At 61.1% G+C, this 11,274-nt stretch carries 13 protein-coding genes; 6 read left to right on the forward strand and 7 right to left on the reverse strand.

Translation table 11 applies throughout. From position 1 onward, the window contains the following. Nucleotides 1-145: 145 nt before the first annotated feature. Nucleotides 146-703 carry a DUF2911 domain-containing protein gene (locus WKF55_12680; GenBank protein MEJ7760432.1) on the forward strand — a complete coding sequence of 186 codons (558 nt, stop codon included), beginning with the start codon at nucleotides 146-148 and terminating at the stop codon, nucleotides 701-703. A gap of 119 nt (nucleotides 704-822) precedes the next feature. Beyond that, nucleotides 823-1,968, forward strand: a complete 1,146-nt coding sequence (locus WKF55_12685; protein ID MEJ7760433.1) for a hypothetical protein — start codon at nucleotides 823-825, stop codon at nucleotides 1,966-1,968. A gap of 84 nt (nucleotides 1,969-2,052) precedes the next feature. Here WKF55_12685 and WKF55_12690 read toward each other — a convergent pair whose 3' ends face one another. From WKF55_12690 to WKF55_12720, 7 genes are all read right to left on the reverse strand, one after another. Further along, nucleotides 2,053-3,165, reverse strand: coding sequence for a hypothetical protein (locus tag WKF55_12690; GenBank protein MEJ7760434.1), 1,113 nt, complete (start codon nucleotides 3,163-3,165; stop codon nucleotides 2,053-2,055). A gap of 96 nt (nucleotides 3,166-3,261) precedes the next feature. Beyond that, a complete protein-coding gene (locus WKF55_12695; GenBank protein ID MEJ7760435.1) occupies nucleotides 3,262-4,461 on the reverse strand; it encodes a thiolase family protein in 1,200 nt (399 codons plus the stop codon). A gap of 118 nt (nucleotides 4,462-4,579) precedes the next feature. Beyond that, nucleotides 4,580-5,338, reverse strand: coding sequence for a zinc ribbon domain-containing protein (locus tag WKF55_12700; GenBank protein ID MEJ7760436.1), 759 nt, complete (start codon nucleotides 5,336-5,338; stop codon nucleotides 4,580-4,582). Beyond that, the gene (locus WKF55_12705) at nucleotides 5,326-5,988 is read right to left on the reverse strand and encodes a ribonuclease H (protein MEJ7760437.1); all 663 of its coding nucleotides are present in this window, start codon (nucleotides 5,986-5,988) and stop codon (nucleotides 5,326-5,328) included. The genes WKF55_12700 and WKF55_12705 overlap by 13 nt, the downstream gene beginning before the upstream one ends. Continuing rightward, the gene (locus tag WKF55_12710; protein MEJ7760438.1) at nucleotides 5,985-6,206 is read right to left on the reverse strand and encodes a hypothetical protein; all 222 of its coding nucleotides are present in this window, start codon (nucleotides 6,204-6,206) and stop codon (nucleotides 5,985-5,987) included. Before WKF55_12710 ends, WKF55_12705 begins: the two co-directional genes overlap by 4 nt. Beyond that, nucleotides 6,203-7,393, reverse strand: a complete 1,191-nt coding sequence (locus WKF55_12715) for an ArgE/DapE family deacylase (protein MEJ7760439.1) — start codon at nucleotides 7,391-7,393, stop codon at nucleotides 6,203-6,205. The genes WKF55_12710 and WKF55_12715 overlap by 4 nt, the downstream gene beginning before the upstream one ends. A gap of 7 nt (nucleotides 7,394-7,400) precedes the next feature. Continuing rightward, nucleotides 7,401-8,261, reverse strand: a complete 861-nt coding sequence (locus WKF55_12720) for a hypothetical protein (GenBank protein MEJ7760440.1) — start codon at nucleotides 8,259-8,261, stop codon at nucleotides 7,401-7,403. Nucleotides 8,262-8,525: 264 nt separating this feature from the next. On the opposite strand from WKF55_12720, the gene WKF55_12725 reads away from it, so the two are divergent. The 4 genes from WKF55_12725 to WKF55_12740 all read left to right on the forward strand — a co-directional run. Then, nucleotides 8,526-9,638 (forward strand): CoA transferase, encoded by a 1,113-nt coding sequence (locus WKF55_12725; protein MEJ7760441.1) that lies wholly within the window; start codon nucleotides 8,526-8,528, stop codon nucleotides 9,636-9,638. A 66-nt stretch (nucleotides 9,639-9,704) separates the two neighbouring features. Further along, nucleotides 9,705-10,274 carry a sigma-70 family RNA polymerase sigma factor gene (locus WKF55_12730; protein MEJ7760442.1) on the forward strand — a complete coding sequence of 190 codons (570 nt, stop codon included), beginning with the start codon at nucleotides 9,705-9,707 and terminating at the stop codon, nucleotides 10,272-10,274. Continuing rightward, nucleotides 10,271-10,633: a hypothetical protein gene (locus WKF55_12735; protein ID MEJ7760443.1), complete on the forward strand. Its 363-nt coding sequence runs from the start codon at nucleotides 10,271-10,273 to the stop codon at nucleotides 10,631-10,633. Before WKF55_12730 ends, WKF55_12735 begins: the two co-directional genes overlap by 4 nt. Before the next feature lie 118 nt (nucleotides 10,634-10,751). Next, nucleotides 10,752-11,274 (forward strand): hypothetical protein (locus tag WKF55_12740; GenBank protein MEJ7760444.1); only part of this gene is annotated, 523 nt, incomplete at its 3' end.

An 11,274-nucleotide genomic window follows, 5' to 3' on the forward strand; every position in this document is an offset into this window, starting at 1 on the left:
TGTATCAAATCGAAAGCGTCAAATCGGGTAGACCGATCGACACGCGGGTGGCACCTTTCGACGAGAGCCTAGAGTCGATAAGTCTGGATTCGGATCGGACTATCCAGATCTTTGGATCACGGATGCACGGATGGAGAGGAGACACATGAATAGAAGCAGGATGAAGCTCGCGGCTCTTCTGGCGGCCCTGATGTCGGTGCCGGCGAACCACGCGACTGCTCAGGGAGTTCCTTTCAGCCAGCATGGCGAAGTCAGCCAGCGCGTGAGCTACACCGACATCAGCGTCAGTTACAATCGTCCGACGGCGCGCGGCCGTCTACTGTTCGGAACCGACAGCCCGGCGCTGGTGAGAACCGGGCGCCCATGGCACCCCGGAGCCGACTCGGCGACACACATTCGCTTCAGCAAGGACGTCGTCTTCGAGGGCAAGCCACTCAGGCGGGGCGAGTATTCGATATGGTTGATTCCCCAAGCCAACGCTCCCTGGACCGTCATCCTCAACTCGGCGTCGCGGGTGTTTCATACGCCGTACCCGGGCGAGCGCACAGATGTGCTGCGCGTAATGGTGACGCCGGAGAAGGGCGCGCATATGGAATCGCTCGCCTACTATTTTCCGGTGGTGGGGAGGGACTCTACGGTCCTTCGAATGCATTGGGGCGACACGGTGATTCCCATGCGGATCAAAGTGTCGAGAGCACCGTAAACCGCGCGACACAGCCGACTCCGGATCAGCCGCAAATAGCAGGCTTCGCTCACCTGTCGCATATTCTGACCCCGCAGGTTTCGAACTTCATGCCGTCGAGAGAGAGAGGAGAAAAACGAGTGCCCATACCCACCGAGAACGTCGGATCGCTCCCGCGACCGACCACACTGCAGGCGGCGATCGCCGACTACGACGCCGGAAAAATCACCCGCGAGGACTTGACGCGCGAACAGGATGCCGCGGCGCGTGATTCCGTGGAGCGCATGGAGGCGACGGGAGCGCCGATCGTGTCGGATGGAGAGCAGCGGGTGTCGAGCTTCGCGACGTATCCGCTCGCGGACACGCTGGCGGGCACCGGACTCGCCCCAAATCTCGCTGGAGACGGGCAGTACTTTGCAATCTTCACCGACGGCCACCACCGGCAGCTGCCGCGCCTCACCGGCGGACCCTTCAGGTACAAGACCTACGCGTCGGACCTGCTCAAACAGTCCATCGGGTTCGCCACGAAGCCGATGAAGCAGGCCGTCATCGCTCCCTCGATGCTGTCTCTCCTGTATCCATTGGACGGGGAGATTGAAGGTTACTCCCGCGAGCAGTTCCTCGACGATCTGTGTAACGAGTGCGAAAAGGATATCCGGCAGTGTTTTGCGGCCGGCGCAGAGCGGGTGTCGATCGATTTTACGGAAGGGCGGCTGGCCTGCAAGAATGATCCGAGGAATCCGTGGACGGGACGCAAGATGCTCGAGCAGTTTGTCGAGCTCAACAACCGCGTGATCGACCGGTTCTCGCCCGAGGAGCGAAAGGACATCGGCATTCATACATGTCCCGGGGGAGACTGCGATTCAACTCACAGCGACGAGGTCGATTACGCTGAGATGTTGCCGAGCATGTTCAAGATGAACGCGGGCTACTTCCTGATTCAGCTGGCGAGCGAAAAGGACAAGGAGCGCGTCTACAAGCTGATCGGCGAACACAGCCGCGCCGACGCGAACGGTGTTCCGCAGGTGTGCTTCATCGGCGTAATCAATCCGCTTAGCCCGGTTGTCGAGACCCCGGAGCAGGTGCGCGACGATCTGGTAATGGCGGCAAAGTACATTCCCAAAGACCGGCTTGGCTCCACTGATGACTGCGGGTTCTCGCCTTTCAGTATCGACGTGAAACCGAAGCACGGCTCGCCGGACGTTGCCCGCGACATCGCGTTTCAAAAGATCGAGTCACGGGTGAAAGGCACGGCGATGGCCTCGGAGCAACTGGGCATGGCGTGAGTCGAGTGGGCCTCGCGACGCGCAGTCGCGTTGGAGGCCCACGTTGTTTCTTGTAAGCCTTGCGTCAATGCCGGCGCGCGCCGGCTAAATCCCTCCCAGCACAACGTCGATCTGCCGTGAAATCGCGTCGCGGATAATGTCCGGCAGAGGAAACGCGAGAGCCAGCGAATTCGCAGGATTGCTGCCCACGCTCCGGTTGGCCGAACGCAGGTAATAGCGGGCGTATCCGTCGGCGAGTTCCGGAGAAGTCTTCTGCAACAGTATCAGCCCCGCGCGCACAGCGGCGGCAGAGGTGTATCGGTCGGCGCGTCCCTCCTGCCGGTCATTCTGAGTGACGTTATCGCTCACTGCGGTCCCGGCAATCGACCCCACAATCTCATGGGTTATCACGTAGATCGCTTCGATCGCATCTGCCGCGCGCAGCGGATAAGTGACGGCTGTCGCGTTCTGCCGTTTACCCGCCGAGAGTGTGCGTCCTTCGCCGTTGAGCGGCATGGAGAGGAGCACTTCGCCCGCGGCCTGGCTGGTGTTGTTGAGATAACGCTGCACGCGCGGCCGGTAGGTATTCTGCCAGAGGTTGTCGACCGCCGCCCGCACTGCGCTGCGCTCGCTTTGCTGCTGTTGCCAGTACGCCCTGTAGAACCGGTTGTGCTCGTCGCGAAGCGACTGAGAGAAGAGCCGAAGCCAGTCGCGGTCACTCGGCGAGGGAAAGTAGCCCGCCAGTAAAGCAATCAACGACGCCGTCTGCTGATCGCGCGCGGCACGCGGTTCACCCTCGGCGCGAATGAAGAAGTCAATCGCCTGAAACATCTCGTCGGTGGTCTCGAAATAGAGAGCGATGAACTGGGCGTTGACGATCTGCGGGTTCTGCGCGAAGCGGGTTCGAAGACGCGCCGTGTTGACGTCGAGCTGGCTGGTGACATTACCGCGGTTCTTCAGCGATGTAAGCTCGGTCTTGTAGCCGCGCCTGAAGTAGGGGACGAGAGTCGTATCGTCCTGAAGCATCGCGAAGCCGTGGAGCCAGAGATCGACGTGTTCGCGGGTCCTTACCGGCCAGACGACGTCGACGACGCCCTGGCCCTGGTCGACAGTGCCCGCACCTGTGCCGGGGCCGGGCGTACCTCTCGCGGAAGCGCAGGCGGTAAGTGACGCAAAGCTCGCCAGCAGGGCGATGCGTTTGGCAACTGTTGATTGCATTGGTCGGCTCCGATTAGTCGTGTCTCTGCTGATTACGGGTTTCGAGGATCGGAAGACCCGTCGTTTCGAAATCCCCATCATGTGATTCGGCCCGGGTTACTGCAGCGATTCAACGATGAGCGCTATTCCCTGGCCGCCACCGATGCAGGCGGAGCCAAGACCGTAGCGCTTGCCCTCTGCGCGGAGTGCATGCAGTAGATGGGCCGTAATTCTCGCACCGGATGCGGCAAGGGGATGGCTCAGCGCAATCGCCCCGCCGCTGGTGTTGAGTTTTTCCCGCGGAATTTTGAGTTCACGCTCAACGGCGCATGCCTGCGCAGCAAAGGCTTCATTCACCTCGATCAGATCAATATCGTCGAGGGTCATTTCTGCCGATGCGAGCGCGTTCCGTGTGGCGGGAACGGGTCCGATGCCCATGATCTTCGGATCCACGCCGGCGAGTCCCCACGATACGAGCCGCCCGAGAGGCTGGAGCCCGCGCTCGCTCGCGAACCGGGCACTGGAGATGACCATAGCTCCGGCTCCGTCGCCAATCCCGGATGCGTTTCCAGCGGTGACGACGCCGCCCTCGCGAAACACCGGCTTTAGTTTTGCCAGCCCTTCGGGAGTGCTATCCGGCCGCATGTGCTCGTCGCGCTCGAACACTTCGGCTTGACGAGTCTTCGGGTTTTTGACATCGAGTGCGACCACTTCGTCGGCAAATGCGTTTCTTTCCCACGCGTCTCGTGCGAGCTGCTGCGATCGCAGTGCGAACTCGTCGACCATCTGCCGGTCGAGTCCATATTGTTCAGCGAGATTCTCGGCCGTTTCTGCCATGGCGAGTCCGGCGTGTGAATCGCGGAGCGCTTCCCAGAGGCTGTCTTCGAGCGGCGGAGACTTACCAAGTGCGGTGCCCCAGCGCAGGCCGCGGGCAATGTGGGGGGCCTGGGACATCGAGTCGGCTCCGCCAACGAGGCAGACGTTCGATTCGCCGAGGAGAATCTCGTGTGCCCCGGTGATCACCGCCTGAAAACCGGAGCCGCAGAGGCGGTTTACGGTCAATGCGGGTGCCTCCGTTCGGCATCCCGCTTTGAGTGCGACGTGGCGGGAAAAATAGATCGAGTCTGGCGAGGTGTAGAGGACGTTGCCGAGTATCGTGCTGTCGATGTCGGTGGCTTCGATGCCGGCTCGTGCGATTGCAGCACTGGCGACGCGGGTGGTGAAGTCGACAGCAGTCACGTCCCGGAGTGCGCCGCCGTAGGTGCCGAAAGGGGAGCGGACGGCAGAGAGGAATACTACTTGGGGGCTTGTTGTCACCGGGCGGCGGGCAGCGGGGTATCGGCCCAAGGGGGTAGATTACTACCTAACCCTGTGGGACGGGTATCTTGCGAGCGATAGCACCATTGTGTTTCGAAAGCAACCGCCGGACCGCGTCTCAGCCTACCGTCCTCCCGCAAGTCGCGCAGAACTTCCAGCCGGAGTCCAACTCACTCCCACACGCCGGGCATCGAGAAACCGAAAGATTGTTTCCGCAGTGCGGGCAATACACCGCATTCCTGCCATCGGGAAGCGTACCCCCGCAGAACCGGCACCCCTCGGCGACCGGGGACTGCATCATCGACGACAGCGCAGAGCCGCCGATCCCTGCCTGAGACGCGGGAGGCGCAGGGGGCGTGGAGGGGGCAGGGAGCACCGGCGGTGCCCCCGATACGGGAAATGTGGCAGAGACCGCCGGCTGTGAACCTGACCCGGCGGGCCCGTCTTCAACCCCATCGGCAGATTCGGGCGGCGCCTGGGACGCCTGAGCCGCGCCGTCCGGCGCATCGTTCTGCGCACCGTCGGCAGAAGCGGTTAATGCCTTGATCCGCCGCAAGGCTTCAGGCGCAAGCGATACCTTGGACCCGGCGAATTCGCGAAACGCGCCTGGATCCATGTTCGACGCCTTGACCTCCGCCTGAAGTTTGTCGCGCATTGCCGGGTCAGCATGGAGATAGTCCCTCTCACCCGACAGAAGCCGGGTCACCGCGATCTCATAATCCTGGTTGGTCTCGATCCCGAGTTCACGTCGATGATGACGGTACGGAATTAGAGTTTCGTATAACTCCTGCACAGTGAAGGGCAGCGTAAGGTACTCTGGATGCCGGTGTCGGATGTTGCTCACCAGCCGATGGAAAACACGATCTAGATCGTCCATGCTCTCGGGCTCGCCTTGAATGTTTCCGGGTCCGGAAAGGGTGCCATGTCCCTCGATCCATTCTTCTTCGTTCGCCATTCGGCGAGCCAGTTGTCGAAGTCCGAAGGCCGTAACCCACCGGAATTCGATTGTTCCGCGGCCGCGCGCGTGGCCAGATGGTTTGCGTATTCATTCTGAGGCTGTCCGTTATGGCCACGAACCCATTCCCACCGGCACTCATACGCACCAACAGAAGCAACCGCTTCCTTCCACAACGCCAGATTTTCAATTGCACCACCCTGTCGGCGCCAGCCGCGCCTGATCCAACCCGCCACCCAGGAGCGCATTCCCTCGACGATGTACTTCGAATCGCTCGTGAAGACGACGCGGAACGGACGGTTCATGCCTGACAGTTCACCAAATGCCTCGATCACCGAACGCAAAGCCATCCGGTTGTTCGTAGTTGCCCGCTCCGCAACCCAGTAATCCCACCGGTGAAGATTGCCGGTCCCCGGATCGACCATCTCGACCAGCCCCCCAGCGCCACCAGGATTGTCGCCGTCGCGCCCGTTTCCGAGACACGATTCATCGGCATAGATCGCGACGAGCGCCGGGTCGCCGACATGCACAGGCTCCACCGGCAGACCCGCACGAAAAAGGTCGAAGTTCACGTTGCGACGACTTCGAGCCGCTCGATTTCATCCAGAAACAGCGTCATCTCCTCGCCCGTCGTGGGATGGAGCACGTCCACCGCCTCGCGCGCGTCCGCCGTTCGCAGACGCTGAGGGACGACGATATACTCAGTCCCCCGCCTGAAAATGGCCACGCGCCGCGCATGCACAATCGCACTCTCAAGAGCATCGTACTGCCTGAACGTCAAATGGTTCACGTGGTCTCCAACAGCCAATCCCGCGCCACCCTCCCCAACACCCTCGTAGCCACCTCGATTTCCGAAACCGGAACGAATTCCTCGTTGGAATGCGCCAGCAGAATGTTCCCGGGGCCGAAGCAAATCGCGGGGATGCCCGCCTCATTGAGCAGAGCAGCATCGGTCCATGCACTCAGCCCTTCTATAAGTACCGGGACCGACTCCGCACTCAACGCAGACCTCAGCCGCCCTACTACAGGAGAATCGACCGCCACATCGCTGGGATTTTGAGCAACGGTCAATCTAATGTGCGCGTCGAGCCCGGGCCTCCTGGCGCGGACCCGCTCGCACGCATCGTAAACTTCATGCATCGCGGCATCGGCAGACTCACCCGGAAGCGTGCGTCGCTCGATCGTCAGATGACACGCATCAGGGTAGGTATTCATGCCGATCCCCCCGTGAATGGTTCCGGCGTGCAGCGAGGCCCTGCCCAACAGGGGGTGCGTAATTCCCGTCAGCCCGCCATTGTCGAGCTCGTCCAGCTCGGCAAGTACCAGCCCGGCATGCCGGATCGCGTCGATGCCGATGTCGTACCGGCTGCCGTGAGCGGCGCGGCCGCTGAACTCCACCTCTATCCATGCAAAACCCCGGTGAGCCGGGCAGATCGCAAGGCACGTTGGCTCGGTGACGACCGCCGCTTCCGCGGTCACGCCGCTGGCTAACAGCGCCCGCATTCCCAGGCTCTCGTACTCCTCGTCGGCAACTGCAACAATCGCGATCTGGCGCTTGGCCGGACCCGCCATGTCGTATGCCTGGATAACACCCGCGCACATCGCCGCGATGCCGGCCTTCATGTCACAAGAGCCCCGGCCGTAAATCCTGCCATCGCGAATCCGCGCATCGAACGGAGCGTGCGTCATGCCCTCGATCGCCACAACGTCGAGATGGCCCGCAAACATCAAGGCGGGAGCATCCGCGGGTCCAATCCGGGCGACAACATTCGGGCGACCAGGCGCGGCATCGGAAAACTCGACGTCAAAGCCCCAATCCTCGAGAACACGCCCGAGCACCCGCGCAACCTCGGCCTCACCGGGGGCGCCGTCACACAGCGAGGGATTGCGGGAATCGACCTGCACCAGCGCCTGAGTCAACGCCACCGCGTCACCGCGGGCGATGCGATTCCGCCCCGCAGTCACGGCTGACGACACCGGCCCTTTACCTTCGCTTCGCCTTTGCGGAGCTGACCGCCGATTGCCTTTTCGGAGCGGACTTCACCGCCTTCCCGGCGGCTGACTTTTTCACCGGTGGCTTCTTCTGCGCCGCCTTACTCGACGCAGCCTTGCCCTGTACCGCCTTACGCGCAGGCTTGCCCGTCTTGCTCGCCTTGGCCGCCACCTTCCTTGCTGCCGGCTTGGCTGCTGCCTTTGCACCCCCACCCACTGCTTTTTTGGTCGCGGTTCGGACACCGGCACCTGATATTCCAGGAGCACCTTTGACAACAACCGGCCGGACCGAAACAGCCTTTTCAGAAGCTGCCCGCCTCGGCTGTTCTGACCGGGCACCGGAAGCCGCATCGCCGGCAAAAGATTTGATGGCCGCAGGCGCTGGCGTGACAGCCACTGGCGGAACTTTGACGGAGACCGTCGGAGACTTGCCGGCCACCTGCGCCGGAGCCGCTACAGACTTTCGCTTCGGCTGGTGCTCCTCCACCTGGCTTATCAGCTTGTCCGCCTCATCCTGCGTCATCTGCCCGCGACGCACCATGAATTGAACAAGATCGCGCGCGCTTTCCATTACGAAGCCGGAGAGGCCAGCCGCCGCATTCACGACATCCTTCATGGCCGCAGCCATCCTGCTGCCTGCCTCAAGACTGATTTCATGCGCTTTTGCCGCCATCTCGGCGACGGTGTCCTTGACGTCGGCACCTCGATGACCCGGGCTGCGCCTCGGCGGAGCCGGAGCGTCCTCAGGCAGGGGAACAACTGCCCCCGGCACGGGAAGGGAAGGCGAGGAAGGAACAGCGGCCGCAGGAGCAGAAGGAACAACAGGCTCAAACAACTTTTCGCTCTCGGCCATCAAACACTCCTGATTAATCCGGTCGGCAGATACTGTGAGTGAGCTGGATATCCAAACCTCGACATGTGCCCACGGAGGCCTGGAACGGCGCTAAGTATATGATTGTTCGTGACTAAAGCAAGTAAGTATGAGGTGGAGTGGAACCTGCTGTTCGGCAATACCAACAGGGGTTGCAGCCAACGGCGGTTTACCTCTGCGGCACCCGATTAGCGGCCAATATTCAATCATTGACACGCCATATAGACACCATTATAACGACATAAGATGCCACTAGCCGCGAAAGTTCTGGATCTGTCGCGAGTCCTGGCTGGTCCCCTCTGTACGATGATGCTCGGCGACCTTGGCGCCCGCGTCATAAAGGTCGAGCGTCCTGGAACAGGCGACGATACCCGCGCCTGGGGTCCTCCATTCGATGATCGGGGCGAGAGTGCATACTTCCTTTCAACCAATCGCAACAAAAAAAGCATCGCCATCGACTTCGACCTGCCTCCGGACCGCGACCTTCTCCTCGAGCTGATTGCCGGTGCCGATGTCGTCGTTGACAATTTTCTTCCGGGAACGCTCGAACGGAGAGGCGTCCATCCAGACCAGCTTCTGAGCGCGCACGCCAGCCTCGTCTGGTGCACGATTACCGGATTTGGGAAGGACAGCGACCGGGCTGGGTACGATCTGGTGGTACAGGCGGAGAGTGGATGGATGTCCATTACCGGCGATCCCTTGGGTTCCCCAATGCGGGCCGGCGTCGCATTTGCCGACATCATTGCGGGCAAGGACGCCGCGATAGCCATCCTCGCCGCCTTGCTTGCCGGCCGTTCTTCTTCGCCTGGTGAAGCTCCCGATACTGCGGCTCGACGTATTTACATCTCACTGGCCGCGAGCGCACGGGCAGCCCTCGCCAATGTCGGTCAGAATTCGCTGGTAACCGGAATCGATGCCGCCCGCTGGGGGAATCAGCATCCCAACCTCGTTCCGTATCAGTTGTTCGAAACTGCTGACCGGCCGATTGTGATTGGTGTTGGCACCAATGCGCAGTGGAAAGCATGCGCCACTGCTTTGGGATTGGATGGTGCAGCTTATGATCCGATGCTCGCGACAAACGCCGGAAGACTGGCCGCAAGGCAGCGGGTCGTGAGAGCGATGCAATCACGACTGATCAAACGCCCCGCAAACGAGTGGATCGAACGACTCGGCCTGGCGAAAGTTCCGTCCGGTATCGTTAATTCGGTGCTCGAGGCCCTCAATGGCTGCGGGGCATCGCCACTCAACGGAATTGCGCCGAGCGTGCCGGGAGCAGTGAGGCTGCCTCCGCCGCGGCTCGATGAGCATGGCACGGCAATCCGTCAGGCGGGCTGGAACGTATTCGCGAGCCCGGAGTGAGCTACGAATGACAAAGCCGCGAATGATAATCTACCCCCGGCGGGTGAATGGCATTACACTGGCGGCGTGAATACAACGGCAACGTCGGAAGTAACAGCTGAGCAGGTCGACCCCGACCAGGAAATTATCGGCCGGGTGCTCGCAGGCTCGAAGGACTCGTTCGGGATCCTTATCCAGCGCTACAGCGATCCTCTTTACCGGCACTCTCTGGGAATGACCGGCAGCCCCGATGTTGCCGAAGACATTCTGCAGGCCTCGTTCATCAAGGCGTACCAGCATCTGGGAGAAGTTCGCGGGCGTTTCGACGCGTGGGTTTTCCGGATCGTCGCGAACTCGTGCAAGGACTGGCTGAAGAACATCAGGCGGACGCACGTCAGCTATGAGGAAGACCATCAGCCATCCGCGTTCTCCACTCCGGAAGAGGAAATGGATCGGAACGAGTTGCGCACCGACCTCGAATACGCTCTCGACCGGCTTCCGGAATCGTTACGCGAAGCATTTGTGATGAGGCACGTGGAAGGCAGATCGTACGAAGAGATGGCTGTGCTGCTCGAGACGACAGTTGGCGCACTCAAGATGCGGGTTCACCGCGCTCGCGAGGCGTTGCAGTCCTTACTGGAGGAGAAGTACGCATGACGGACCGGCCCTCAGAGCTTCCCCCCGAGAAACGGGTTTCGCGAAAGACCCCTCCCGCCACGCCAGCCGTTCAGGCATGGCTTGACGGAGACGAAGCCCGCGACAACCTGAACACGACCGATGAGAACGAAACCGCGGAACTATGGACCCGCATCAACTCCGAGACCGAACGTCTTCGCCTCCGGACCACGCCCATCCACGTGCAGCAGAAGATTCTTAGTGCGCTCCCTGATGAGATGCCCGGCGGGGTTCCACCAACGACTGGTGCGAAGCGGGGAATCAGTCCGGTGATTCTCGCCATTGGTGGTATCGCCGCGCTCGCCATCGGCACCTTTCTGGGTCTCATGCTGGTCCGATAGCGCTGGGTTTCGTTGCCCGCGGTCATCAACACCGGTCCGCAGGCCGATCGGATCTGCGGCCCGACGTTTGCAACTCATAACGTCATCTGATAGCCGAAAATTCACCGAAGAGGTAACCATGACTAAAAAAACACTGGCGCTTGCATTCTGTCTCGTTGCGACCCCTGCAATCGCGGGAGCGCAGAGCCGCGGCGGGATCAGCAAGGTAGAGCTTCTCGCACTTCAGCAGCAGATGCGCGACGAGAGTTGCGGCAACCAGCGCGCCCCGGGGGTCTGGAATGCCGAGACGCGGCGCGCTGTCTCCACATGCGCCAAGAAACACAACACTGGCGCCAATGCCCGCGAGTTGCTGACGGCAATGAACATTGGGTTCGGCCCAAGCGACAATGCTCCCAGCAGGGGGATGAGGTCATCGGGTAGCGACACGGGAATGAACATGGGATCGGGTCGCGGCAACACCGTCCGAACGCGGAGAACGCGTGCGGGTGCGCGCAACAGCGCGATGCCGCGTGACTCGATGATGATGCGTGATTCGATGATGATGAAAGATTCGAAGATGATGAAAGAGTCGATGATGATGAAAGATTCGATGATGATGAAAGATTCGATGATGATGAAAGATTCGATGATGATGAAAGATT

The organism is Gemmatimonadaceae bacterium (genome assembly GCA_037721215.1).
GTDB lineage: Bacteria > Gemmatimonadota > Gemmatimonadetes > Gemmatimonadales > Gemmatimonadaceae > UBA4720.